Annotated in this window: 21 protein-coding genes, 1 pseudogene and 1 riboswitch; of the genes and pseudogenes, 15 read left to right on the top strand and 7 right to left on the bottom strand. The window is 37.7% G+C overall.

Features of this window, described 5'->3' with window-relative positions:
- Positions 1 to 126: 126 nt before the first annotated feature.
- From ACB089_RS22845 to ACB089_RS22835, 3 genes are all read left to right on the top strand, one after another.
- Positions 127 to 2,475 (top strand): M13-type metalloendopeptidase, encoded by a 2,349-nt coding sequence (locus ACB089_RS22845; RefSeq protein ID WP_374964058.1) that lies wholly within the window; start codon positions 127 to 129, stop codon positions 2,473 to 2,475.
- A gap of 431 nt (positions 2,476 to 2,906) precedes the next feature.
- Positions 2,907 to 3,431, top strand: coding sequence for a sigma-70 family RNA polymerase sigma factor (locus ACB089_RS22840; protein ID WP_374964057.1), 525 nt, complete (start codon positions 2,907 to 2,909; stop codon positions 3,429 to 3,431).
- Positions 3,424 to 4,110 (top strand): DUF3600 domain-containing protein, encoded by a 687-nt coding sequence (locus ACB089_RS22835; protein WP_374964056.1) that lies wholly within the window; start codon positions 3,424 to 3,426, stop codon positions 4,108 to 4,110. The genes ACB089_RS22840 and ACB089_RS22835 overlap by 8 nt, the downstream gene beginning before the upstream one ends.
- Positions 4,111 to 4,331: 221 nt before the next feature.
- On the opposite strand, the gene chrR is transcribed toward ACB089_RS22835, so the two are convergent.
- Complete coding sequence (gene chrR / locus ACB089_RS22830) at positions 4,332 to 5,063, bottom strand: class II chromate reductase ChrR (protein ID WP_374964055.1); 732 nt, start codon at positions 5,061 to 5,063, stop codon at positions 4,332 to 4,334.
- Positions 5,064 to 5,348: 285 nt separating this feature from the next.
- Between chrR and ACB089_RS22825 the strand changes: the two genes are divergently transcribed.
- Positions 5,349 to 6,869: a succinate CoA transferase gene (locus tag ACB089_RS22825; RefSeq protein WP_374964054.1), complete on the top strand. Its 1,521-nt coding sequence runs from the start codon at positions 5,349 to 5,351 to the stop codon at positions 6,867 to 6,869.
- Between the two features lie 205 nt (positions 6,870 to 7,074).
- On the opposite strand, the gene ACB089_RS22820 is transcribed toward ACB089_RS22825, so the two are convergent.
- Positions 7,075 to 7,707: a glycerol-3-phosphate acyltransferase gene (locus tag ACB089_RS22820; protein WP_368635998.1), complete on the bottom strand. Its 633-nt coding sequence runs from the start codon at positions 7,705 to 7,707 to the stop codon at positions 7,075 to 7,077.
- Between the two features lie 155 nt (positions 7,708 to 7,862).
- Positions 7,863 to 7,976: riboswitch (SAM riboswitch) on the top strand.
- Positions 7,977 to 8,092: 116 nt separating this feature from the next.
- On the opposite strand from ACB089_RS22820, the gene ACB089_RS22815 reads away from it, so the two are divergent.
- The 3 genes from ACB089_RS22815 to ACB089_RS22805 all read left to right on the top strand — a co-directional run bounded on the left by ACB089_RS22815 (position 8,093) and on the right by ACB089_RS22805 (position 11,707).
- Complete coding sequence (locus ACB089_RS22815; protein ID WP_068985112.1) at positions 8,093 to 9,394, top strand: O-acetylhomoserine aminocarboxypropyltransferase/cysteine synthase family protein; 1,302 nt, start codon at positions 8,093 to 8,095, stop codon at positions 9,392 to 9,394.
- Positions 9,395 to 9,701: 307 nt separating this feature from the next.
- Positions 9,702 to 10,088, top strand: coding sequence for a hypothetical protein (locus ACB089_RS22810; protein WP_374964053.1), 387 nt, complete (start codon positions 9,702 to 9,704; stop codon positions 10,086 to 10,088).
- 632 nt (positions 10,089 to 10,720) lie between these two features.
- Positions 10,721 to 11,707: a homoserine dehydrogenase gene (locus ACB089_RS22805; RefSeq protein WP_374964052.1), complete on the top strand. Its 987-nt coding sequence runs from the start codon at positions 10,721 to 10,723 to the stop codon at positions 11,705 to 11,707.
- 94 nt (positions 11,708 to 11,801) lie between these two features.
- On the opposite strand, the gene ACB089_RS22800 is transcribed toward ACB089_RS22805, so the two are convergent.
- On the bottom strand, positions 11,802 to 12,032 hold the full coding sequence (locus tag ACB089_RS22800; protein ID WP_374964051.1) for a DNA-binding protein: 231 nt from the start codon (positions 12,030 to 12,032) through the stop codon (positions 11,802 to 11,804).
- Positions 12,033 to 12,188: 156 nt separating this feature from the next.
- Between ACB089_RS22800 and ACB089_RS22795 the strand changes: the two genes are divergently transcribed.
- The 4 genes from ACB089_RS22795 (at position 12,189) to ACB089_RS22780 (ending at position 16,292) form a co-directional block, all read left to right on the top strand.
- Positions 12,189 to 13,043, top strand: coding sequence for a DMT family transporter (locus tag ACB089_RS22795; RefSeq protein ID WP_374964050.1), 855 nt, complete (start codon positions 12,189 to 12,191; stop codon positions 13,041 to 13,043).
- Positions 13,044 to 13,258: 215 nt separating this feature from the next.
- Entirely contained in the window at positions 13,259 to 13,951 is a 693-nt protein-coding gene (locus tag ACB089_RS22790; RefSeq protein ID WP_374964049.1) for a response regulator transcription factor, read from the top strand.
- Positions 13,929 to 14,084 (top strand): hypothetical protein, encoded by a 156-nt coding sequence (locus ACB089_RS22785; RefSeq protein WP_374964048.1) that lies wholly within the window; start codon positions 13,929 to 13,931, stop codon positions 14,082 to 14,084. Before ACB089_RS22790 ends, ACB089_RS22785 begins: the two co-directional genes overlap by 23 nt.
- A 15-nt stretch (positions 14,085 to 14,099) precedes the next feature.
- Complete coding sequence (locus ACB089_RS22780) at positions 14,100 to 16,292, top strand: histidine kinase dimerization/phospho-acceptor domain-containing protein (protein WP_374964047.1); 2,193 nt, start codon at positions 14,100 to 14,102, stop codon at positions 16,290 to 16,292.
- 36 nt (positions 16,293 to 16,328) lie between these two features.
- On the opposite strand, the gene ACB089_RS22775 is transcribed toward ACB089_RS22780, so the two are convergent.
- The 3 genes and pseudogenes from ACB089_RS22775 to ACB089_RS22765 all read right to left on the bottom strand — a co-directional run bounded on the left by ACB089_RS22775 (position 16,329) and on the right by ACB089_RS22765 (position 18,693).
- Complete coding sequence (locus tag ACB089_RS22775) at positions 16,329 to 17,399, bottom strand: acyl-CoA dehydrogenase family protein (protein ID WP_374967616.1); 1,071 nt, start codon at positions 17,397 to 17,399, stop codon at positions 16,329 to 16,331.
- 186 nt (positions 17,400 to 17,585) lie between these two features.
- Positions 17,586 to 17,981, bottom strand: a pseudogene (locus ACB089_RS22770) (RNA-guided endonuclease InsQ/TnpB family protein); the annotation flags it as partial.
- A gap of 586 nt (positions 17,982 to 18,567) precedes the next feature.
- Positions 18,568 to 18,693 (bottom strand): hypothetical protein, encoded by a 126-nt coding sequence (locus ACB089_RS22765; RefSeq protein WP_374964046.1) that lies wholly within the window; start codon positions 18,691 to 18,693, stop codon positions 18,568 to 18,570.
- 489 nt (positions 18,694 to 19,182) lie between these two features.
- Here ACB089_RS22765 and ACB089_RS22760 point away from each other — a divergent pair, with 489 nt between their 5' ends.
- The 3 genes from ACB089_RS22760 (at position 19,183) to ACB089_RS22750 (ending at position 22,446) form a co-directional block, all read left to right on the top strand.
- Positions 19,183 to 20,262: a metallophosphoesterase gene (locus ACB089_RS22760; RefSeq protein WP_374964045.1), complete on the top strand. Its 1,080-nt coding sequence runs from the start codon at positions 19,183 to 19,185 to the stop codon at positions 20,260 to 20,262.
- A gap of 170 nt (positions 20,263 to 20,432) precedes the next feature.
- Positions 20,433 to 21,266 carry an undecaprenyl-diphosphate phosphatase gene (locus tag ACB089_RS22755; protein WP_374964044.1) on the top strand — a complete coding sequence of 278 codons (834 nt, stop codon included), beginning with the start codon at positions 20,433 to 20,435 and terminating at the stop codon, positions 21,264 to 21,266.
- Between the two features lie 217 nt (positions 21,267 to 21,483).
- The gene (locus ACB089_RS22750) at positions 21,484 to 22,446 is read left to right on the top strand and encodes a 2-hydroxyacid dehydrogenase (protein ID WP_374964043.1); all 963 of its coding nucleotides are present in this window, start codon (positions 21,484 to 21,486) and stop codon (positions 22,444 to 22,446) included.
- 108 nt (positions 22,447 to 22,554) lie between these two features.
- Here ACB089_RS22750 and ACB089_RS22745 read toward each other — a convergent pair whose 3' ends face one another.
- The gene (locus ACB089_RS22745) at positions 22,555 to 23,355 is read right to left on the bottom strand and encodes a TIGR00266 family protein (RefSeq protein WP_374964042.1); all 801 of its coding nucleotides are present in this window, start codon (positions 23,353 to 23,355) and stop codon (positions 22,555 to 22,557) included.
- A 413-nt stretch (positions 23,356 to 23,768) separates the two neighbouring features.
- Here ACB089_RS22745 and ACB089_RS22740 point away from each other — a divergent pair, with 413 nt between their 5' ends.
- Complete coding sequence (locus ACB089_RS22740; RefSeq protein ID WP_374964041.1) at positions 23,769 to 25,250, top strand: aldehyde dehydrogenase family protein; 1,482 nt, start codon at positions 23,769 to 23,771, stop codon at positions 25,248 to 25,250.
- Positions 25,251 to 25,256 lie beyond the last annotated feature (6 nt).

The raw sequence follows: 25,256 nt of genomic DNA, 5'->3' as shown, positions 1-25,256 counted from the left end.
AATGAAAAAGCTCCTTACATATTTTCAAACTAAAATAAATTAACTATAATGGAATATAAATGGGGATATACTAAATTCTACTCATTTATCTTTATTTATACAAATATATCGTAGAGGAGCACGAAGATGAAAAAGAAGTTTTTATCCTTATTCATGGCCATAATAATGGTCCTATCAGTTAGCGTATCGGTGTATGCCGATGAAACGTCGCCACCAGCGACAAGAGGAGAGATCGTTAAAACCTTGTTGGTGGCAGCAGACGCTTATCAACCAGGAATTAATAAAGAATACGTTATGCAAGGCTTTAACGATTTAAGAGAGAATGAGCCAGCTAAGAAGGTTGAAGCTTTAGTCATGTTGAGTAGAGCATTCGGCGAATTGCCAGAGCCAGTCGGAAATGATCTGCGCAGTGGAACATTTGGCGTCGAGTTCACCGATGTACCCGCTTGGGCTAAGAAAGATATCGATAAACTGGCAAAAGCAGGCGTACTGACGGGCAAACCTGACGGCACATTAGGCGCAAATGACAATATTACAATCGATGAGTTCCAAAACATGATTGCCAGAGTGTGGACGCTTAAAGGCTCCCATTTAAATGACGATTTTTATGAAGCAATTAATAAGGAATGGTTAAATAAATCGACAATTCTGGCAGGAGAAATCATGGGCGGCGTTTTTCCCGAGCTGCATAAGCAAAATAACAATAAAATAGAAAAAATAATAGATGAGCTCGCTGGCAAACAATTCACAGAAGGAACAAAAGAACAGAAAATTGCAGACTTCTATGCGACAGCGTTAGATACAAAAAATAGAAATAAACAAGGGATTGAACCCATTCAAAAATATGTAAAGGCCATTGACGGGGCTAAAACGCTTGATGAGCTCGTTCAAGCAGATCTTACCCTGGAGAAAGAATTGGGGCTAAGTTCATTATTCAGCTTTGCAATCATGGGCGATGCAAAGAACAGCAGCGAAAATGCTTTGTATTACACTGGATTAGCTACCGGTCTGGATAAGAACAGCTTTATAACGGAAGACGAAAAAGCGAAAAAAGCCTATATTCAATATATGACCAAACTTCTCGTGTCATCGGGTGAGAAAGAGTCTGCAGCGAAAGCCCATGCCGAGAAAATTTATGGAATGGAGAAAAGCCTAGCCTCCGTATCGCTTGAACCTCATGAACAAGGCGATGTCAATAAATACTATAATCCGTATACGATCGAACAATTTGATGACATGTTCAAAACAGTAGATATGAAACAAGTCTTGAAATCGATGAAAGTCGACAGTGCAGATAAAGTGATCGTAATCGATGAAAAGTTGGCGCAAAAAGGCTCGGAACTCTTGAATGAAGCTAATCTTGACGTACTTAAAGCTTACTCAAAAGTACAACTGCTTTCGGCAACAGGTGGTCTGTTGTCAGATGAATTCAGAGACGCTGCAAATGAGTTTTCCGCAACGTTATATGGCGTTACAGGAGAAAAAACAGATCAGGAAATCGCAGTAGCCAAGACAACTGGCACAATGGGCGGATATTTGGAGCAAATGTTTGCCGAGAAACATTTTTCACCAGAAGCTAAAAAAGATGTTGAGCAAATGGTAGAGAAATTAATTGCTACGTATGAAGAAAGAATTAAATCTCTTGATTGGATGTCAGAAACGACAAAAGATAAAGCGATTAAAAAGCTAGATACGATGATTGTTAAGATCGGTTACCCAGATAAGTGGGATACGACATTAGATAAGGTAGCGATCAAGACATATGACGAAGGCGGCTCGCTGTTCTCTAATACCTTCACAGTAAACAAAGCATATATTGATAACACAAAAGCCAAGCTAGGAAAACCGGTTGATAGAACGGAATGGGGAACAAGCGTATATACCGTAAATGCTTTCTACAATCCGCTTAATAACGAAATTACGTTCCCTGCCGGTATTCTTCAAGCGCCTTTCTATGACATTAACGCTAAACCTGAAGAAAACTATGGGGCAATTGGCATGATCATTGGCCATGAAATCAGCCATGCATTTGATAACAACGGATCTGCATACGACGAAAATGGAAATGCAAATAACTGGTGGACAGAAGAAGACTTTAAGAAATTCAAAGAGAAAAACCAGGAACTGATTGAGTTCTATAATAACATTGAGATTATTCCGGGTGTGTTGAACGACGGTCAGCTTACACTAAGCGAGAATGTCGCCGATTTGGGCGGAATGGCCGCTTCACTGCAAGTTGTATCCAATATGAGTAATCCAGATTATAAAGCATATTTCGAAAGCAATGCAGAAATGTGGAAATCCACAACAACAAAAGAATTTGCAGTGATTCTGAGCAAAAACGATGTACATTCAGCTAATAAAATTCGGGTAAACCGCACGATTGTGAACTTCCAGCAATTCTATGATACCTATGGAATCAAGCCTGGAGATGGCATGTATGTAGCTCCAGAGGATCGAGTTTCCATCTGGTAAAAATCAGAGCAGATAGAGCTAATTCCTGATAACTCTTACATCAGTGTATAAAGGCAAAGAGGTTGTCTAGGAAGTCCTTTTTAGAGTAAGGCTGTTTTCTCAAAGATTGTTGCTGTTAAAACAAAAAGGCAGATTTAATCTACATTAACGTGTAGATTAAATTCTGTTTTTTTTATTTCGATATAACTAAGCCCCGAACCAAATTGCTAATAAAACAATGGAGATTATTAACAAAATAAGTGCTTATTTTTTTACAATTTCCCATCCCAATACTTTGAACTACTGATTTTAGTTATGTGTTATTTTGACAAAGTGTACATTCATTAAACCTTCCCAAACCCCATTACATAAAATTAATTAAAAAAATTTAAGCCAAATCACCTTCCAGTTTATCTAATAGATGTAAAACCAAAACGAAAGGAGGAATTAAGATGAAACTTGAACGTCTAGTAAAGAAAGCACAAAAAGGAAATGATAAAGCTTATTTAATGCTTTTTCAGCAGTACGAAGCAGATATTTATCGAATGGCTTATGTCTATGTAAAAAATAAAGATGATGCATTAGATCTTGTTCAAGAAGTGGCCTATCAGTCATTTAAGAAAATCAGTACATTGAAAAAACCAGAATATTTCAAGACATGGCTCATGAAAATTACGATTAATTGTGCATTGAGCTTAATCAATAAAAATAAAAAGGTGATCCCGCTAAATTTAGACTTTGAAGTGCTTACTGGGTCAGAAGATGAAGACATTGCACTTACTTTATCTTTACACAAGCTGATTGATACTTTAAAAGAGGATGAGAAGAGTGTCATTTTACTAAAATATTACGACGATCGTACATTAAAGGAAATTTCAGAGATATTAGACATCCCGCTTGGAACCGCAAAGTCTGTCTTATACCGTGCGTTAGATAAGCTTCGCCAAAATTTAAAGGAGGTAGATAACTATGCATAACCATCTAAAGCAAGAGTTATCAAAAATTGAAATCCCTGTAGAGATTCATGAAAGAAGTAAATTGGGCATTAATAAAGCAAATTCTGAAATGGGTGGTAAACTGAATCGTTTTGTAAAAAAACGATTGGCTATAGCTGTTATTTCTGCTTGTTTAATGATTCCAACAGGTGTATTTGCTTATCAGGCGTTACTTGCCGATAATTTATATGGTTCATTTGATAATCTAAAAAAACATGTGGCAAATGTTACAATGGAAAGTTACTTATTATTTGATGCAAAACTAAATCAAGCAAAAGGTGACCTAGGAAAAGAGGAATTTGAACAATTTAAAGATTTACTAAATGTATTTACAAATGCAAAACTGGAATATGGTGATAACAATGGAAACATAGATTATTCTCAACTCCCTGTAGAACCATTAGAGAAAATTAAAGAAGCTATGTACGAAATTCAACCATACTTTGACAAATTAAACGGACTCCCATCAAGCAAAGAGGTTTTAACAGCTGAAGAATATGAACAATATATTCAAGCCCTAATGACCTATGAAACGATTATGGCACAACTAGGAGTCTCAAGTATTCCTGAGGTCGATATAATTCCTACAGAGTCACAAGAGGAATTCTTGGAAGCTCAAGAATACTTAATTTATGTAAATGAAAAACAAATTGGAAATTAAATTATAGATAGAAGACAGCTGGATAATAAAATATACCAAGTTAATTTCATTCTGTTTTTACTGAAACATTACCGTCGGCTAATTATAAATAAATACTTCGACGGGTGTGTTAGCTTATAAATGTGCTTATAAGTACGTATATATAATACAATTTAATAAAATATGAAAAAAAGTGGCGTTACTATCATACGATAGTAACGCCACATACCTTGTTGATAAAGTTATTTCCAATTGAAACCTTTTTTCGCTAAAAAATCTGTAATATGAGGACGGCGCTGTTCGATTAAAAAGTCGGCCATTTGCTTTGTCCAGTTATCAATTTTTCGATTCGATGAGCGATTATGATAGTATGTTTCCATTGTGTCATTGTAAGCAGGTAAAAGCTCTTCGTATTTTTCTGCATTGTATTCATTTTCATGTAATACTGCTGCAACTGGTAAACGAGGTTTTACTTCGTTGCGACGAGCAGGAACTCCGATTGTTAAGCCGAATAGTGGGAATACATAATCAGGTAGATTGAATAATTCGCTTATTTCCTCAGGCTTATTACGCACGCCGCCAATATAACAAATACCATATCCCATAGACTCTGCCGCAATGACAAAGTTTTGAGCGAATAATGATACATCAGCTACCCCAACAAGAACATTTTCTGCTGAATCCGCTACAATGTCTACACCTTCTAATTTCCCTGCCATTTGAAGACGTTTGAAATCTACACAGAAGACAAAGGCGCCGCCAGAAGTTTCGTATTGACGAGGATTACCAGAGAGTAAACCTAATTTTTCCTTTTTCTCTTCATCCGTTACCCAAATAACACTATAAGCTTGTACAAAATGTGATGTAGCGGCCATTTGTGCAGTAGCAATTAATTCTTCAATAATTTCTTTTGAAATTTGATTTCCATCATAAATACGAACCGAAGAGTGGTTACGTAACAATTGTTTAACCATCTAAAAGAATCTCCTTTTCCCCTTATATAACAAGAGCATATCACGCTTTTTTAAATAAATCGAATTTATGCGAGCTTACCATTATTTTTGGATAGTATTAAAATGCGTTAATTTTCTCGTAAAATTAAATATTTTGGTTAATATAGATTAAAAATTCTAAATAGTATAGAATTATTTGTGCGGCGGTTTATTTGGTTTATACCCCAATAAATGGATTTTTATGCCGGAAAAATTGAGCTAAATAATCTAGTTGAACAAAAATAAAGTGGGATGGAGGAATAAGGAATGGAAGAAAAGTTAGCGAAAAAGCTTCGTAATGAACAGCTACGGAGCAAGGTTGTAACAGCAGAAGAAGCAGCATCTTGGATTGAGGATGGTATGGTACTTGGGATGAGCGGATTTACACGTGCTGGTGACGTTAAAGTGGTCCCACTGGCACTTGTGGAAAAAGCTAAAAAAGAGAACTTCCAGGTAGATGTATATACAGGTGCATCGCTTGGGCCAGAAGTTGACCAATACTTAGCAGAAGCTGGCGTTATTCGTAAACGCGGACCTTTCCAAGCGGATGCCGGTATTCGTAATAAAATCAACAGTGGTGAAATCACATTCGTTGATGCGCACCTGTCACATAATGCGGAACTAGTACGTCAAGGCATTATTGGTCCTATTGATTTTGCAATTATTGAAGCGACTGCTATTACAGAAGACGGCTTACTAATTCCTACAACTTCAGTTGGTAACTCTCCGATTTTTGTGCAAGAGGCAAACCAAATAATCATAGAGTTGAACATAGCTCAGCTTGATGCATTAGAGGGTGTGCACGATATTTTTGTGCCAGGACCACAGGGGAAACGTGATCCAATTCAATTAAAAGATGTATCGGATCGACTTGGCACAATTGGTATTCCACTAGACTTAGATAAAGTAAAAGGTATTGTGATTTCAGATATTTTAGATGCACCATCAACAATCGTTCCTGCTGATGAAGAAACAGATATTATGGCCAATCATTTATTAAACTTCCTACGTGAAGAAATTAAAGTAGGCCGTTTAACGAATAGTTTACGACCAATCCAATCAGGAGTAGGTTCAGTAGCAAATGCTGTATTATTAGGCTTTAAAGATTCTGAGTTTGAGAACTTGGAAATATATTCGGAAGTACTACAAGATGCGGTATTTGAATTAATAGATGCTGGTAAGGTAAACTTTGCATCTGCTACTTCAATTACTCTTTCCGAGGCAGTTGGAAACCGAGTGTATAGTAATTTCGAAAAATATACCGATAAATTAGTATTACGCCCGCAAGAAATTTCTAATCAACCAGAAATTATTCGCCGACTCGGGTTAATTTCTGTTAATACAGCACTTGAAGTAGATATTTACGGGAATGTGAATTCTACGCATGTTTCTGGAACAAAGATGATGAATGGAATCGGCGGTTCTGGAGACTTTGCACGTAATGCAAGATTAGGTATTTTCGTCACAAAATCTTATGCGAAAGGCGGAAATATTTCTAGTATCGTCCCAATGGTATCGCATGTGGACCATACGGAGCATGATGTAGACGTAATCGTAACAGAGCAGGGAGTAGCAGATTTGCGAGGGCTTGCACCAAAAGAACGGGTTGCACTCATTATCGATAACTGTGCACATCCGGAATATCGTGAGCAATTACGGAAGTATTTTAACGATGCTAACGAAGCAACAGGTGGGCACCATACGCCACACAATCTAGAAAAAGCCCTTTCATGGCATGTAAATTACGCAAAAAACGGGACGATGAAGGACCCTGCATTATCGAAATAATAAAATGAAGAAAGCCTTGAAGGACAGTTGACTTGTTCCTTCAAGGCTTTTAGTTGTTAAGAATGTATTGCGCGAAAAGCTAGGGTCAAGCAAGGTCTCTGAGTGATCGTTTGAGCCCTTGAAGTGATCGGGTAAGCCCCAGCCCGTAGCAGAAATCAAAGCCTTCTAATCAGGATGGATAAAAATAGTTAATCAACACACCTGGTTATTTCTTTTTTTTAAATGCAGAAGTCACTTTAGGCTCAGTTCCCTGAATTAATCTATTAATATTTTCAATATGCAAAATGATTGCTATTGCAAAAAGTAGTAGGGCTATAATCGTTGGACCTACTCCAGGAATCCATAAATATGTTGCTGTACAAAAAACAAGATAAAATTCAAGTACACCGACAATTAAATAATTCGTCGCGAAAGATAAAATAACAAATAAAATGAGTGCGAATAAACCAATCTCCCAATCAACTGCTAGTAGGATCCCTATGATTGATGCAGTTCCTTTGCCGCCATTGAAGCCCATATGAAATGGAAAATTGTGACCTAGGATGACACCGGCAGCTATGATATAGGTTAAGAGCCAAACTTGTACTTCTGTTAAATTTGTTGCATCTGCTAGATAGAAATGGGCACCTATAATAGCTGCTACACCTTTACCGATATCGATAAGTGCGACTAATACGCCGTATTTCCATCCAAGGGAAAGTGTTGCATTGGAAGCACCAGCATTGCCATGACCAGTCTTTTTTAGATCTACCCCGGATAAAAACTGCGCAACTTTAGAGCCGTGAATACAGCCAATTAAATAACCAACAAGTAGAAAAATGATAACGGCTTTTACCATAAAACTCCTCCTTTCTAAATAAATACTAAAATAGTGTATGCGTTCGTAATACGTTCAGAAGCAGACAGAAGTTTCGGAAAAAATAAAATTTTAGTGTTGACAGAAAAAAAGTCTATGTTTATACTTTGTAACAACGATGGAAATTGAATCTCATACTCTTATCAAGAGCGGCGGAGGGATAGGCCCTATGATGCCCGGCAACCAGTAAGTGACGAACTTGCTAAGGTGCTAATTCCTACAGATTCTTACTTGGATCTGGCAGATAAGGGGAGGAAAACTTGCAACCGCAACCCTCTTCTTAGCTGAAGAGGGTTTTTGTTTTCTACTGAAAAATCCTCCTCATCTCCGGTGCCATCGTAAACAAATAACCATTTGGAGGTATACAATGACAAATTTTAAACCAGAAACATTGCTGTTACACGGTGGCCAAGAGCCAGACCCAGTAACAGGATCTCGAACAGTACCCGTATATCGCTCAACAGCTTTCGTTTTTAAAGACACTGCTCATGCGCAACGTCTTTTTGCCTTAGAGGAAGCTGGCAATATTTACACTCGTATTACAAACCCAACTGTAGATGTTTTTGAAAAACGCGTTGCTTTATTAGAGGGCGGTACAGCAGCAGTAGCACTTTCATCTGGTGCAGCAGCTATCGCATTTTCCATTTTAAATCTTGCGGGTGCAGGTGATGAAATTGTCGCGGCGAGTTCTTTATATGGAGGTACTTATAATTTATTTGCCAATACACTACCAAACTACGGTATTAAAACAATTTTTGTAGACGAAACAAACCCTGAAAATTTCCGAGCAGCGATTACCGATAAAACAAAAGCGGTATTCGCTGAAATTTATGGTAACCCAAGTTTAAAAGTGCTAGATATTGAAGCAGTAGCGAATATTGCACATGAAAACGGCTTGCCATTAATTATTGATAGTACATTTGCTTCACCATATGGCTCTACACCAATTGACTTCGGTGCAGATATCGTCGTTCATTCCGCAACAAAATGGATTGGCGGACATGGTACAACTTTAGGTGGCGTTGTAGTAGATGCAGGAAAGTTTGATTGGACTCGTGGACGTTTCCCAGGCTTTACTGAGCCAGATGCTTCTTATCACGGTTTGCGTTATGGTATTGACACAGCAGAGGCTGCATTTGCCACAAAACTGCGTGTACAATTGCTACGCGACTTTGGACCAACGTTAAGTGCAGATGCAGCATTTAATTTATTACAAGGTTTAGAAACGCTTCATTTGCGTATTCCTAAACACAATGAAAATGCATTGGCAGTAGCTGAATATTTACGAAACCACCCTTCTGTGGAATATGTAAATTACAATGGCTTAGAAGATTTCCCTACTCATGATTTAGCAAAAAAATATTTGAGAAATGGCTTCGGTTCAGTGCTTACATTCGGTATTAAAGGTGGACGTGAAGCAGGGCGTAAACTAATTGATAGTGTGAAATTATTCTCGCACGTAGCAAATGTAGGGGATGCCAAATCATTAATTATTCATCCAGCATCTACTACACATCAGCAATTATCAGCTGAAGAGTTAATCCAAACTGGTGTAACCGAGTCGCTCATTCGCTTATCAATCGGTTTAGAGGCAGTAGAGGATATCATTGCAGATTTAGAACAAGCTATTGAACAAGTAACAGCTTCTCAACAAACAATAGAGGCTTAATAAAAATTGGCTAATGTTGTAGCGTTTACGTATTGTCTCATTCGATGGGCCTCATTTGGTAATACGTAAAACGTTGCTGCATCAACCACTTACCCCATTTGGTAAGTAATCCGAAAGTATGCACAAATAATTCCTAGTAATTTGATAAGTATTATTGACTTGTTTAAATCCTTGTATTATACTAGGGAATAACTTAAGTGTTCGAAAGGCTACCAACCTAGAACCAAATTGTTTTTCATAAGTACTGAATATTTGCGTAGCCAGTAGCTACACGGATCTAAAAACTGATGATAAAGGAGTGTTTTAAATGGGAAATGTTTATAGTGCGCAAAACATTGCATCTTATCTTATTTATGAACTAAATGAAAATCATGTGTTTGTGAACAACATGTCCATTCAAAACATACTTGCGTCAGTTGAAAGCAAATGGGTACAGACATTTGGACATTCTGCTTTTAATGAATTCGTTTATGCTAAAGAGGAAGGCTATATAGTAAAAGAGGTCTTCAAAGCATATGAAATATATGGTGCAAGTCACATTCCTGTACCTGCGACAGAGTATTACTTAAAATACGGTACATTCCAATTAGTTGAACGTACGTATGCAATACCAAACTTTACGCAAGAAGAAATTGAACTTGTACAACAGGTTATATCAACATATCGTTATCAAATGCTATCAAAAGCTAGTTAGTTCTCCCTCATAAATCTCGGCTCATTCTCTGCTGCTACAGGGAATGAGCCTTTTAATTAAATTTGATAAGTGGGAGAGAGATAGATTAACTGACCTGAAAAATTTTTTTATTAGTATCTTTTAAATGAACAATTTTTATGAACGTTTAAGCATACATATATAATAGAAGAAAGACTTTCGTTTTCTTTAGAAAAAACCGTCAATATTTGTTCAAATATTATAGAACAACTAAAAAAACGTATAATAAAGGGAATGAAACCGATTTCTTCTGCACGTCTAGAGAAAACAAATGTCCTCTCTAGAAAGATTTTTCTTGTGCATTGTATGTATTTGCGTTACAATTTTTTTAAGTTGAATTTTGAATTATTTGAATTTGTGTGTGTTGCACAGATTTATGATCTTCATTCAGTAAAGGGTTTGTGTAGCGAAAGTGAAATGATAGCTATAGAAGACTTTTGCAAATGGCGAGAGCGAAATGCCATGACTCTAAATCTGCTGAAACTGAAGTTAGAAACATCGCAAACTGGCCTACGATGTACAGTCTGCGCACAATTCAAAATCTGTACGAATTAAGCTAAGGCGTAATTAAATTTAATGAAACTGCGGAATGTAAGTTGGAGGGAATAACAAGAATGGCAACTATAAAGGCAGCGATCCTAGGATTTGGAACGGTAGGTCAAGGAATTTACCATATATTAAACGAAAAGCGTGAAGAGCTTAAACATAAATTAGGAATTGAGTTAGAAGTAGCAAAAATTTTAGTGACAGATGCGAGCCGTGAACGTGTACCAGGCACAGCGCATTTAATGACAACTAGTATGGATGACGTTTTAGCAGAGCCAGGTATGCAGGTCGTATTTGAAGCGATTGTCAATGAGGAGCCAGCATTTACTTATTTAAAACGTGCTGTAGAGCATAAATGCCATGTCATTACAGCTAACAAAGTGATGTTCGCGAAAAGAGGCTTAGAACTACAGGATCTTGCAAAAGAGAATGGTGTATTTGTCGGCTTTGAGGCAACAACAGCTGGTGGTGTGCCTGTTATTAAAACGATGAAAAATATTTTACTAGTTAATGATGTTAGTCGTATTCAAGGAGTTTTAAATGGCACATGCAATTATATTCTAACAAAAATGCGTGCACAGGGCTGGTCGTTTGAAACAGCTTTAAAAGAGGCGCAAAATTTAGGGTATGCAGAGGCAGATCCATATAATGATATCTCAGGCCAGGATGCCTTTAAGAAATTAATGATTTTAAGTGCACTAGCATTTGGAGAGCAACCAGATTGGGCTGATGTAGAAGTGATCGGGATTGATAGCATTTCAGCCGAGCAAGTGAAAGAAGCGTGTGAACAAGGCTTACGTTATCGTCATGTTGCAGAGGTTGAGAAGTTGGCGGATGGTACAGTAGTAGCAAAGGTTGGCCCACAATTAGTTGATAAAGAACATCCACTTTATCCGGTGGATGACGTGAATAATGCTGTAGCGTTGGATACAAATTATATTGGCACATTAACATTAGTAGGACCTGGCGCAGGTATGTATCCAACAGCTAGTGTAATGGTTGAGGATTATGCAGAAATTATTGGTAAACGAGCTGGGTTTGTCGTAACAATATAATGGGCGGGAGTTAACTGTGTCCGCCTGATTTCAACTAAAATAATATAAATGCCTAACATTCACAATATCAAATTGTTTGAATGCTAGGCATTTTTTAATCCTCATCTTTAACATCAATATCCTCTGGAATGGGTGTATTACGCCAAATTTCGATTTCCTCCTTTATAAGTTCTAGTTGATTAAAATAAGTACTGAATTGCCCGCTATTAATCAGTATTTGATCTCCATCATAAACAGAACGGATGCGTCCCTCATAGACTAAACGCAGTACTTGATCCTCAGGCATACTAAGATCTATAGCTGTTTCTTCAACGGTTTTATACATAATTTTCGCTCCTTTTGTTGTTTATATTATAACGTCCCTTACAAAGAAAGCATACTGTGGCTAATGTAAGAAAAAGAAATATGGTAATTGTTTGATTTTGGATAAATCTGTATGATTAATGTTAATGAGTGGTAAGGTCAAAGGGGGCAATAAAGGATGTATCCATTTTTCGTACTACTAGCGGCAATATTGTGGGGTATGACAGGCACTGCACAAACATTCTTAGTTGATGGAGTATCCCCGATAGCGGTGGCAACAGTTCGCTCTGCAATTGGTGGCGGACTATTATTAGCTATGACCATTTTGCTACGTAAAATTAACTTTTATAAATGGTCGTGGAAATGGACAATTTTAGCTGCCGCGAGCATTGCCTTATTCCAAGGTCTTTTTTTCTCATCAATACGTCTAACAGGTGTAGCTATTGGAACAGTTGCAACGATTGGTAGTGCTCCTATGTTTTCAGGCGCTTTAGAATGGATACTATGGAAAATTCGACCGACAAAGGTGTGGGGCATAGCAACAATTATGGCAATACTCGGCTGCATGTTATTATTCGTTAATAATGGGGAAGGGGCTGTTCATATGGGAGGGATCGGACTAGCTCTTTGTGCAGGTTTCTCCTTCGCCATGTACACAAATATTAGTAAAAAGCTTATGACACAAGAGGAGGCACTTCCAGCAGTAGCGATGACGTTTTCAATTTGTGCGTTATTTTTGCTTCCTTTCTCAATCAGTGGTGGTTTTAGCTGGTTAGCTGTCGCACACAATCTATGGACGATGCTTTTCATGGGAATAATGTGTACAAGCATAGCCTATTTATTGTTTTTAAAAGGTCTTCAGAAAATTACTTCATCGACGGCTGTAACACTATCACTAGCAGAGCCGTTGACAGCAGCCATACTGGGGGTCTTTTTAGTCGGAGAATATTTAAGTGTGACTTCCTGGATCGGTGTAGTAATGTTATTAGGTGGCATTGTTGTACTGACATTCGGAGGACGAAAAAAGGTTTGAGAACAAGTCTTACATACTTTCTTTTTGTATTTGGCTCGCCCCTAGGAAAGTGCTCGGTCGAAACGGAAATCAACCCCACATTATGGTGATGAGCCAAATGGTTAACTAATACATTTGATGGGATTCATTAAAACCTTAAGAATTTCTTCATTTTTATAATAACTGGTTTTTAAGATTTAACAGGTACACTATTATTTGAGAGCGAGGTGCATATCATGACGAAACTAACAGTTCTTGTAACGGACGATGATCAAGATATTCGTGATGGTATTGAAATTTATTTAAAAAATGAAGGCTACAATGTCATTAAAGCTGCTGACGGCTTAGAGGCACTTGAAAAGCTAGAAAACAATGAAGTACATTTAATTATTTTAGATATTATGATGCCAAATATGGATGGAATTACAGCGACATTTAAGATTAGAGAAGCGCGCAATATTCCCATTATTATGCTTAGTGCGAAGGCAGAGGATGGCGACAAAATTCATGGATTGTCTGTAGGTGCAGATGATTACGTCACAAAACCTTTTCATCCATTAGAATTGTTGGCTCGGGTAAAATCACAGCTACGACGTTATGTACAACTTGGGACGTACAATGACGAAACAGCAAAGGTGGAAATCGACGGACTTGTATTAGATGAAGACGCAAAGGAAGTTATTTTAGAAGGAGAGCCTGTTCGACTAACACCAATCGAATATAAAATTACGGAATTATTAATGAAAAATGCAGGGCGTGTATTTTCAATTAGAGAGATTTATGAGCGTGTATGGAATGAGGAAGCCTACAATGCAGAAAATATTGTGGCAGTACACATTCGAAAAATACGTGAAAAAATCGAGGCAGATCCAAAAAATCCACGCTATTTAAAGGTGGTGTGGGGCGTTGGCTATAAAATGGAAAAATAAAATAGAACAATATGCTACAATTGCAGGGTTTGTAGCAGCGGTTATTGGACTAATTTATTTCGGTATATTTGCGTATCAGCTAGTCAATGCCCGATCTTCAGAGGTATTACAATTACTTGAGAAAATTTTATAGAGGGGAGTTATTAGTATGTTGAAAAATTGGAAACCTCTTCTCGCTCTTATATGTTTAATCTGGGTGATTTTCGGTATATTTACGTTTTCCAATATTGGGTATCAATATATTGGGAAGTCCTACTTCCAATCCGATGATTTCCAGCACGAACTTGATAATTTTCAGTCGGAGTTAGGACCATTAGTGTTAAATGTACCAGTTGCCAAGGATTTAAAAAGTAAAATAGTGGTTACGCAAAATGAAATTGAAGAGCATCGTAATCGCTATGGAACAATAGGAAGCCAGATCGATAATATTAAAGCTCAATATGAGGAACGTATTCAAGAAGCTGCTAATGTAAATGCAACGGACTTAAAAACAAAGCTTGAGAAAGAGCGAGATGAGAAAATTAAAGATATTACGACAAACTTTGAGGATGATGAGCATGTTCGTAAGAAAATTCTTGCTGATAAGGAAGCACTCGTTGATCAATATATAAAGGCAGCACAAGATGAAGCAAAGAATTTTGTGAAAAATAATAATTACTGGTCTTATGAATTAACGAACACTGAAACAGGCAAAACGTATCGTTCAGGCGATGTTTCGGACAGTAGCGCTTATAAAATAGAGTACACTGAGCAGCATCCATTAACTACTGAGAATATTAGTAATAGTTTGAACTATATTTTTTATGAAAATGATGCCTACGTTAACACAGATAATCTTAGAGAAACTGCTGATTACACAGGTACCATTACAATTTCTAAAAAATCAGCACAAACAGCATATGTTATGGAAGGCTATGACCATTTTAAACTCAATCAATATATCTACTTCTTTATATGGTTAACGAGTATTGTAGCGGTTATTTTTGCGTGGAAAGGGCGTAAAGAAGTACTGCGAATGGTACTAGGTATAAAGGAAAAAGAAGCTCTTGCAAAGCTGAAAATTGATTACCAAATTGGATTATTGTTCATAACTGGCTCTATGTATTGGTTTGCATCACATATTGTTATGGAATCAATTGGACCTTACTCTCAATACAATTATGTACGCTTTATTATAGATTTACTATTTAAAACAGGCGTTTTAATGATCATCGCGATTGCATTCTTTATTCAGTTAATTTGGTTGTATGATCGAGTGAATACAGCACGGAAATTAGAAGAGAATTTAAAAGCTAGCTATCTATGGTCACTAGGAGAATCAATTACAGATTTATTTATAAATCGTTCCATTGCATTGCATTCCATTGTGATGATTGGAGCAGCGTTTTTCGGTGGTGGAAGTCTTGTCGCTACAATGTTAAGAGGTGGAGGTTTTCCTTTCTTTGTATTTGTCATCTGCGCAATGATCGGTATACCAGCCATGATTGTCTTCCTCTCTAGAATGGGCTATTTAAACCGAATTATGAAGGATACAAAAGACATGGCGGAAGGACGTTTAAATCGTGATGTGAAGGTAATGGGCAAATCACCACTTGCAGGGCATGCAGAAAATCTTAATCATTTAAGAGAAGGCGTAAGCACGTCCATGCATGAGCAGGCAAAAAGTGAGCGATTAAAAACAGAGTTAATTACGAATGTTAGTCATGATTTACGTACACCGTTAACGTCCATTATTACGTACACCGATTTACTGAAAAATCCTGATATTACAGAGGAAGAGCGTAAGCAATATATTCATATTCTTGATAAAAAATCAGAGCGTTTGAAGGTATTAATAGAGGATCTTTTTGAAGTATCAAAAATGGCGAGTGGCAATATTGAGCTTCATCGTAGTCGAGTTGATTTAAATCAGCTGGTGCAGCAGGCCGTAGGGGAGCATGAGGAAGATTTAGCCAAGGCGCGTTTAGATTTACGAATGACAAAGCCTCATGAGCCAATTTACGCATATGTAGATGGTCAAAAATGGTGGAGACTGATCGATAATTTAATTGTCAATGTATTGAAATATGCATTAGAAGGCACACGTGTCTATGTTACATTAAAACATACTCCTGAGGGCGATGCGGAATTCACGGTAAAGAATGTCGCAAAGTATGAAATTAGCGAGGATGCCGAGGAATTATTTGAACGCTTTAAGCGAGCAGATGCTTCACGCCATACAGATGGTTCGGGGCTCGGCTTAGCCATAGCGCAATCCATCGTAGATTTACATGGTGCTCGTATGAGTATAGAAATAGACGGAGATTTATTTAAGGTAATCGTTCGAATTCCGGCAGTATAATCAGACAGCGGCAATTAGTTTGCCGCTGTTTTCTAGTTATAACCCTAAATTTTTGGCGATAATCATTTTCATGACTTCGTTGGTACCTGCATAGATGGACATTACAGGTATGTCTCGATATCTTCTAGCAATCTTATATTCTTCCATATAACCGTAGCCACCATGTAACTGCATACATTGGATAGCAAGCTCACGTGCATTTTCTGTTATCCAGTATTTTGCCATTGAAACCTTTGTCACAACATCATTTCCTGCGATATGCTCTTCTATTAAAGATTCTAAAAAAGATTTGCCAAGCTCAATTTTTGTCGCCATTTCCGCTATTTTAAATTGTGTGTTTTGGAAGTCACTAATTGATTTACCAAAAGCTTCGCGTGATTTTACATAATCAATCGTTAAGGCTAGCATATCCTCAGCAGCCGTTTGTGCAGCGATGGCCACTGCTAAACGCTCTTGCTGCAACTTTTCCATCATATAGGTAAAGCCTTTACCTTCTTCACCGAGAAGATTTTCTACAGGTACTCGACAATCCTCGAAATATAGCTCAGCTGTGTCCTGTGCGTGCATTCCGACTTTTTCGAGCTTGCGGCCTTTCGTGAAGCCAGGTGTCCCGTCCTCTATGACAAGAAGGCTAATGCCACGATGTTTTTTTTCTGCCTGAGGATTTGTTTTGACAGCAACAACCGCTAAGTTTGTATGAATACCATTTGTAATAAATGTTTTTTGTCCGTTGACGATGTAATGATCGCCATCACGAATGGCAGTTGTTTGGAGGTTTGCTAAATCTGAACCTGCGCCTGGCTCTGTCATAGCAATCGCTGTAATATATTCACCTGTAACACATTTAGGTAGCCAGCGTGATTTTTGCTCATTTGAGCCGTATGCCTCAATATACGGCACGACAATATCGTTATGCAAACCAACGCCAATAAGACTTGAACCTACTCGCTCTAGCTCTTCTTGAATAGTAACGCCGAAGCTAAAATCGAGCCCGAGACCGCCATATTGTTCTTCTACTTGGGGACATAGATAGCCCATTTCTCCGAGCTTACGCCAAAACTCAAGTGGAATAAGTTGATCTTTTTCCGATACGAAAAACATATACATTTCTAAAAAAATGTAGACATCTCTACTGTGACACAACTTATATCTTCCGACTTTCGTATTTGTGTCTTCCTTATTCTCCGAGTCTGGTTTCGCAAAAAGCTACTACCATTTTGTATGACTCTCCAAAGGCTTAAATTCCGCAGTATCGTTGCGTACACATCTAAGGTGTAGTGTCAGTTAAATTCCTTAGATTGAATAATTTGCTAAGTTAATGCTTGCGTTCAAATCTCTATCCATCTTTAATCCGCAAGAGCAGATAAATAATCTGTCTTTCAGTCTCAAATCGGATTTGATTTGTCCATAACCAGAACAAGTTTTTGATGACGGAAACCATCTGTCGGCTTCAACAAATTCAATTCCATATTTTTCGCATTTGGATTGAATTTGCCGTTTGTATTCATATAACTTTTGCCCGGCTACCGCCTTCGCCAGATGTTTATTTTTCATCAACCCTTTTACATTTAAATGTTCCATGACAATACGAGATGGCTTGGTTTTCACAATCTCATTAGAACACTGGTGTAAATGACTTGTTCGAATGTCGTTAAGCCGCTTATAAAAATTACGGATTTCAGCGTTTAGCAAATTTCCCAATGGACATTAATTCCATGCGTACCACCTCTCTTTCACTAAGATAAAATACTTTACCCTATTTAGAGAGGTTGTTAACATTTTTATAGTTGTATCTGTTTTTCTTGTTCACACGAAGGCGCAACCCTTCATGCAGTCTTTCTCTCACGAGTAGACCTCTTATGCTTTCACATAAGCGCAGACTATATCTTCATCTTATCTTCTGATAAGAGCCACATTTTTCTTCCGCCATTCGCTTGCGGTTTTACTCTCCCTCAAGGAGATAGTCGTTGAACGTCTTCCTTGTCTCATTAGAGATTTAGGAGTTCGCTGCTAAACATCCATTGCCAAAGCACTTAGCGGTACCGTTTTCCGTTGTCACGATGATCCTTTACGGACACTGAGTAATTTTTTTCAGCTTATGCCATCCTTGTTGTTTTTTCTGCTTTCGCACCGTTACGTCTGCCGTTTCCAGCTCCGCTTTGGTCACAAGGCTTTAGGAGTTAAAAGCAATTAACGTGGAGTTCGCACCAATCGCTTGATACGAAGGGTATTCTGTTATAAATCTATACTTCTATACAGGTTTGTATAGTTTTGTCTAAATTTGTCGTAACAGTTTAGTTACCCATTGCGGATAGTGTGGTTCAGCTTCTTCTGCTAAAAACTTACGTAAAGTTTTACGAAATAACTCATGCTCTGTTGATTCGAATTTGTATCTTGTCATTGGAACAGCACCCCTTTTTCGCTCGTAAATGTGTAAATTTTCTTACTATTATAATGTTACTGGAAAAATGGGCGAAGTTAAAGTGTATTAATCAAAAAGTAGGGATCATTACCATAATGTAGGGTTGATTTCCGTTCTGGCTGCGGCAACAGCATCGATGTAGGTCACAAAGGCGTTATCACAGGACGAGATGCTTTTAGCCTTTGTTCCTCTACCGCTGATCCCCAAGGAGTCGCTCAGTCTCCATTCCAATAGCTAAAGTGGTAAGTAATCACCTAGATTACGAAATTGTCACTTTCCTATTAGGGATTGTCATGTAAATCATACGATTGAATTCCGAGGAAGATGTACACTTGATATAAGGTGTCAATTGGTTGTCCTTTCTCCCTTACTTTCTAAAGACGAATAGTGAAAGTACTTAGTGCAAATATAAATATTAAGTATAATGCTATAATCGACTAAGAAAATATAAAAGTGGAGGACTAAAATATGCCTAAAGTAATTGGTGGAATTCTTTTAATAAGTATATATAGTGCATTAACTTTTTACTTAGGGTGGGGATTAAGGCAATGGCTTGTGGCAATGGAATGGTTCCGTTATCCAATTTTATATTGGTTAGTGCTATATATCATTGCATTTAGTATTATGATTGGTAGACTGCATGAGTCTTTACGAGTGTTTTCAATTATCGGTAATTACTGGATGTTTATTTTTGAATATGGATTATTAATTTGTTTGGGAGCAAATATTATTATTTGGCTAAGTCCCTTTAATAGTGTACAGATAATTGGCAGTATAGCAGTTGCAATGTTGTTTTTATTAAGTATTGTAGGCTCCTATTTAGCGTATTCTCCTGTTGTCCGTCATTTAGAAATAACGATGGATAAAAAGAGTAGTGAGTTAGAGTCGTTGAGAGTTGTAGTGGCATCAGATTTTCATTTAGGTGTTCTATCCCATAAAAAACATTTACAGCGCTTTGTTACTTTATCGAATGAAGCAAAGCCGGATATCGTCTTTTTAGTTGGGGATATTGTGGATGATGATCCTAAATGGTTTGTTCAAGAGGGAATGGCAGGTGTAATGAAGCAATTAACTTCTACATACGGAGTGTACGGTGTACTTGGTAATCACGAATATTACGGCAAGAAAATCTCTGAATTTGTTGAAGAAATGGAAAACGCAAATGTGAAAATTTTGAGGGACGAAACTATTAGAATCGATAATGCGTTACTATTAACGGGTCAAGAGGATAGGACAAACAGGGATAGAAAGCAACTAGATGCATTGAAGTTAACAGATGACTTGCCTTGGTTTGTAATGAATCATACCCCAAATGATTTAATAACGCCTGCAAAAATAGGCGTAGACTTCCATATGTCAGGTCATACACATAAAGGTCAACTATGGCCTAATAAGTATATAACGGCTCGTGTATTTGAGCTTGATTATGGTTATAAGATGAAGGGGAAAATGCATACACTTGTTTCATCAGGCTTTGGCTTTTGGGGTCCGCCAATGCGAATAGGTAGCCGTTCTGAATTATGGGTGGTAGATATCAATTTCCATTAAATAATAGAGGCGGCGGAGGCTGGTGTTTAGACCACTCGATGTTAAACAGCTATAATTATATTTTTTGAATAAATGTTGTCTACACACAGCTGAAGACTATAGCCAATGTACATGAAAAAGAGTATTTTATTATATGTGGATATTTAATTATTAAAAGGTAAGGTGAAGATGTGGAAATCATAGAGTTATTAAAGGCGTTAATTTTAGGTATGGTCGAAGGGTTGACAGAGTTTGCACCAGTGTCATCGACAGGTCATATGATTATTGTGGACGATATGTGGCTAAAGACAGAGGAGTTTTTAGGGATGTATCCCGCCAATACATTTAAAATTGTTGTTCAACTAGGTTCTATATTAGCCGTAGTCGTTGTGATGTGGAAACGAATGTTGAGCTTAGTAGGGCTATATAAAATCGAAGGACAATCTACTTCGATGAAAGGTCGCTTCAACTTAATGCATGTTATTGTGGGCATGTTGCCAGCAACTGTATTAGGTTTTGCATTTAAAGACTTTATCGATGATCATTTATTTAAAGTAGAACATGTTATTTATGCTTTAATAGCAGGGGCAATTTTAATGATTATTGCAGATAAATTTGCACCGAAAAAACCAAAAGTGGATTCACTAGATAAGATTTCTTATGGTTTAGCATTTAAAGTAGGTTTAGTACAATGTTTATCACTTTGGCCAGGGTTCTCTCGTTCGGGTGCAACAATATCTGGTGGTGTACTATTTGGTATGAGTTACCGTGTGGCTGCAGATTTTACTTTCATTATGGCAGTACCAATTATGGCAGGTGCTAGTCTAGTATCTGTACTGAAAAACTGGGATACGCTATCTATGGATTATTTTAGCTTCTATGCAGTGGGCTTCATTAGTTCATTTATTTTTGCATTACTTTCTATTAAATTCTTCGTAGCACTTGTTTCAAAAGTGAAATTAATGCCATTTGCTATTTATCGTTTAGTACTAGCTGCTATATTGGCTTTTATTATCTTTATGTAAATTAGAAAGTCACTCTTCTGTTAAAGAATTGAGTGGCTTTTTTAGTTTATTCAGGATAAAGTCGCTTAATAGAAGGATAAAACAACAAATAGACGGATGAAGTATGTAGAGTGATAGAAAGTATGAGTTATCGTACAAGTAAAGATAAGAAATCCCTAGAAAATGAGCGTTCTAAGTGTTACGCTATAGGCGAATTAAATAGAGGGGTGTTCGGAATATGAAAAAGAAATTATTTATTACACGTAAGTTCCCAACGCATATAATTGAGCCGTTAAAAGAGTATTATGATATCGGGCAATGGGAGGAAGAGGAAATTGTTATACCGCGAGAAAAACTACTGGCAGCTGTCGCGGATTGTGATGTATTGTGGGTAACGCTTGCTGATCAAGTCGATGAAGAGTTATTATTACACGCACCCAATTTAAAACTCGTGACCAATTTAGCGGTTGGATTTAATAATATTGATATTAAAGCTTTGCGTAAGCGCGGAATAATGGCGACAAATACTCCAGGAGTTTTAACAAATACCACTGCTGATTTTGTAATGGGATTATTGCTTGCGACTGCTCGTAGAATACCAGAAAGCGAACGATATTTACGTGAAGGTAAATGGAAAAGCTGGTATCCAATGCAATTAGTAGGTAAAGATGTGTCAGGAGCTACTATAGGAATTATTGGCATGGGGCGAATTGGACAGGCTGTTGCAAGACGAGCAAAAGGGTTTGATATGAAAATTTTATATAACAATCGTAGACGTCGCCATGAGGCTGAGGAAATGTATGGATTTCAGTATGTGTCGTTGGAGGATCTTTTACAGCAATCGGATTTTGTTGTGATTATGACGCCGTATAATAATGATACGGTAGGACTTATAGGAGCAGAGGAACTTGCTTTAATGAAGGATGACGCGGTGTTAATCAATGCATCACGTGGTGGCATTATTGATGAGAATGCACTTTATGAAACTTTGAATAGTGGTAAGCTGTGGGCAGCGGGTCTAGATGTGTTTGAACATGAACCGATTGGGTTGGATCACCCATTATTAACGCTTCCAAATGTTTTAGCACTTCCGCATATCGGTAGTGCCTCACTTCAAACTAGAACGGCTATGCTGACGCTGAACGTTAAGGCTCTTACTGCATTTGGGCAGGGCAAGGCTCCATCGAATCGAATAGATTAATGACAAATATGACGCCTTAATTTCATTAACACAATAGCTTTACAACAACATAAAAGGAGCACATCGAAAAAAGATGTGCTCCTTTTAAAAATAAGGCTAATGCGTCTATTATTTATTAAACATATCAAATAAACCGCCGATGCCGCCTTCACCTCTGGATTGACCGCCACCGCCTTGTGAAATTGGTGCCGCAGCGAAGACACGGCTTGCTAAACGGCTAAATGGTAATGATTGAATCCATACTTTACCTGGACCCTTTAAAGTCGCAAAGAAGATACCTTCACCACCGAATAATGCAGTTTTTACGCCCCCAACCATTTCGATATTGTAATCTACATCGGATGTCATAGCAACTAAGCAACCTGTATCCACACGTAATACTTCACCAGGTTGTAACGTTTTTTCGTGAATTGCTCCACCTGCATGTACAAAAGCCATACCATCTCCTTCTAGCTTTTGCATAATGAAGCCTTCACCACCGAAGAACCCTGCACCGATTTTTTTCTGGAATTCAATACCAACTGAAACTCCTTTTGCGGCAGCTAAAAACGCATCTTTTTGACAAATAATTTTGCCGTTTAATTGACTTAAATCCATTGGTATAATCTTACCAGGGTATGGAGAAGCAAAATACACATGACGTTTACCTGAACCAACGTTCGTAAATGTCGTCATAAATAAACTTTCACCTGTAATTAGGCGTTTTCCAGCTCCAAATAATTTCCCCATAAGACCATTTTCTTGGCTTCCGCGTGAACCGTCACCAAAGATTGTTTCCATATGGATAGAATCATCCATCATCATTAAAGCGCCAGCTTCAGCTACCACTGTTTCCTGTGGATCAAGCTCAACTTGCACGTATTGCATATCATCGCCATATAATTTGTAGTCAATTTCATGATTATTCATAATAGGATTCCTCCAAAAAAAGTAATTTTGTTATATATACGATTATAAGTCACATTAGTTTCAATGTATAATTAATTAATTTAGAAAAAAAGGGATTAAGATAGGAAATGTCGAATATAAAAAACTAGAATGTGTATTTTATTTTCGTTTAGCTAAAATTTTGTGATTGTATATCCAGTGCTCACAAAAGAATTCCATCAGTGACTCTTCATCTATGTTTAGCTAAAAGAAAATAAAGCCTCTGGCGATTGTCATCGATGTTGTTAAGCTGAAAGTATAGCTTTATAGATTATCATCCATTGAAAATTCGGAATTTTGACACATTTCATTCTGTAATAGATGATATCTGTCCGAAGCGATGCGGCTGGTAACAACGAGCAGAGGCATCATAGATATTTCAGGGGGTGTTTGTAGTGGAAATCAAAAACTATATCGGTGGTGAATGGGTAACATCACATTCACATTTACAAAGTATAGTAGTGACCAACCCTGCAAATGGGGAGCAGCTAGCTACAATACCGCGTTCTACGGCAAGTGAGGTAGATGAAGCGGTAGCAGTTGCGAAGCAAGTACAAAAAAGCTGGGCATTAGTACCTGCGCCTAGACGTGCTGACTATTTATATGCCATCGGTCAAAGAATGAAAGAGAAGAAGGAGCATTTGGCGACCGTTTTAACAAAAGAAATGGGAAAGGTCATCGAAGAAGCTAGAGGTGAAGTACAAGAAGGAATCGATATGGCTTATTATATGGCTGGTGAGGGGCGTAGGTTGTTTGGGGAAACAACACCGTCTGAGCTTGCCAATAAATTTGCTATGAGTGTACGAGCACCTATTGGAGTTGTTGGTTTAATAACTCCGTGGAATTTCCCTGTTGCCATTGCTACATGGAAGTCGTTCCCTGCAATTGTTGCGGGTAATACGTTTATTTGGAAGCCGTCTAATGAGACACCAATGATGGCGTATGAAATGGGCAAAATTTTTGAAGAGGTGGGCTTACCAGGCGGAGTAGCAAATATTGTCTTTGGTACAGGCCCAACAGTAGGATCTGCATTAATTGAACATCCTGACGTTAAGGTCATTTCATTTACCGGCTCTACAACAACAGGCAGTAAGGTGGCAGAGCTAGGTGGTAAACATCTGAAAAAGGTTTCATTGGAGATGGGTGGAAAAAATGCAGTCATCGTTATGGATGATGCCGATTTACAGCTAGCTACTGAAGGCATCTTATGGAGTGCATTTGGCACTGCTGGTCAAAGGTGTACGGCATGTAGTCGTGTTATCGTGCATAAAGATGTAAGAGAGGAATTAGAAAAACGTCTATTGGAAGAAATGCGAAAGCTAACAATTGGAGACGGCCTAGATGAAGGCGTAAAAATCGGACCTGTCATTAATAAAGCCGCATTGGAAAAAATTAATCACTATGTGCAAATCGGCAAACAGGAAGGGGCGACATTATTAGCTGGAGGTAGAATTTTATCTGAGCCTCCTTATGATAAAGGGTTTTATTATGAGCCTACGCTATTTACTAATGTGAAGCCTGACATGATTATTGCACAGGAAGAAATCTTTGGTCCGGTCGTTTCGCTAATTGAAGTAGCAAGTTTGGATGAAGCAATCGAAGTAAACAATGGCGTAAAATTTGGCTTATCAAGTTCAATTTTCTCACAAAATGTTAATACGATTTTCCGCGCACAACGAGATTTAGATACAGGTATTGTTTATGTGAATGCAGGCACAACGGGTGCTGAAATCCATTTACCATTTGGCGGCACAAAGGGTACGGGGAATGGTCACCGTGATTCAGGTGTTGCTGCTTTGGATGTTTATACAGAATGGAAAAGTATTTATGTAGACTATAGCGGTAAATTACAAAGAGCACAAATCGATACAGAATAACAGATC

The organism is Lysinibacillus sp. RS10, from assembly GCF_041956855.1.
Taxonomy (GTDB): domain Bacteria; phylum Bacillota; class Bacilli; order Bacillales_A; family Planococcaceae; genus Lysinibacillus; species Lysinibacillus xylanilyticus_A.
This window is presented reverse-complemented; position numbering and strand designations above follow the sequence as displayed.

What these genes read in the sequence shown, in the direction of transcription:
- ACB089_RS22845 (WP_374964058.1), top strand. Translation starts at nt 127, where the DNA reads ATGAAAAAGAAGTTTTTATCCTTATTCATGGCCATAATAATGGTCCTA.
- ACB089_RS22840 (WP_374964057.1), top strand. Translation starts at nt 2,907, where the DNA reads ATGAAACTTGAACGTCTAGTAAAGAAAGCACAAAAAGGAAATGATAAA.
- ACB089_RS22835 (WP_374964056.1), top strand. Translation starts at nt 3,424, where the DNA reads ATGCATAACCATCTAAAGCAAGAGTTATCAAAAATTGAAATCCCTGTA.
- chrR (WP_374964055.1), bottom strand. Translation starts at nt 5,063, where the DNA reads ATGGTTAAACAATTGTTACGTAACCACTCTTCGGTTCGTATTTATGAT.
- ACB089_RS22825 (WP_374964054.1), top strand. Translation starts at nt 5,349, where the DNA reads ATGGAAGAAAAGTTAGCGAAAAAGCTTCGTAATGAACAGCTACGGAGC.
- ACB089_RS22820 (WP_368635998.1), bottom strand. Translation starts at nt 7,707, where the DNA reads ATGGTAAAAGCCGTTATCATTTTTCTACTTGTTGGTTATTTAATTGGC.
- ACB089_RS22815 (WP_068985112.1), top strand. Translation starts at nt 8,093, where the DNA reads ATGACAAATTTTAAACCAGAAACATTGCTGTTACACGGTGGCCAAGAG.
- ACB089_RS22810 (WP_374964053.1), top strand. Translation starts at nt 9,702, where the DNA reads ATGGGAAATGTTTATAGTGCGCAAAACATTGCATCTTATCTTATTTAT.
- ACB089_RS22805 (WP_374964052.1), top strand. Translation starts at nt 10,721, where the DNA reads ATGGCAACTATAAAGGCAGCGATCCTAGGATTTGGAACGGTAGGTCAA.
- ACB089_RS22800 (WP_374964051.1), bottom strand. Translation starts at nt 12,032, where the DNA reads ATGTATAAAACCGTTGAAGAAACAGCTATAGATCTTAGTATGCCTGAG.
- ACB089_RS22795 (WP_374964050.1), top strand. Translation starts at nt 12,189, where the DNA reads ATGTATCCATTTTTCGTACTACTAGCGGCAATATTGTGGGGTATGACA.
- ACB089_RS22790 (WP_374964049.1), top strand. Translation starts at nt 13,259, where the DNA reads ATGACGAAACTAACAGTTCTTGTAACGGACGATGATCAAGATATTCGT.
- ACB089_RS22780 (WP_374964047.1), top strand. Translation starts at nt 14,100, where the DNA reads ATGTTGAAAAATTGGAAACCTCTTCTCGCTCTTATATGTTTAATCTGG.
- ACB089_RS22775 (WP_374967616.1), bottom strand. Translation starts at nt 17,399, where the DNA reads ATGTATATGTTTTTCGTATCGGAAAAAGATCAACTTATTCCACTTGAG.
- ACB089_RS22765 (WP_374964046.1), bottom strand. Translation starts at nt 18,693, where the DNA reads ATGACAAGATACAAATTCGAATCAACAGAGCATGAGTTATTTCGTAAA.
- ACB089_RS22760 (WP_374964045.1), top strand. Translation starts at nt 19,183, where the DNA reads ATGCCTAAAGTAATTGGTGGAATTCTTTTAATAAGTATATATAGTGCA.
- ACB089_RS22750 (WP_374964043.1), top strand. Translation starts at nt 21,484, where the DNA reads ATGAAAAAGAAATTATTTATTACACGTAAGTTCCCAACGCATATAATT.
- ACB089_RS22745 (WP_374964042.1), bottom strand. Translation starts at nt 23,355, where the DNA reads ATGAATAATCATGAAATTGACTACAAATTATATGGCGATGATATGCAA.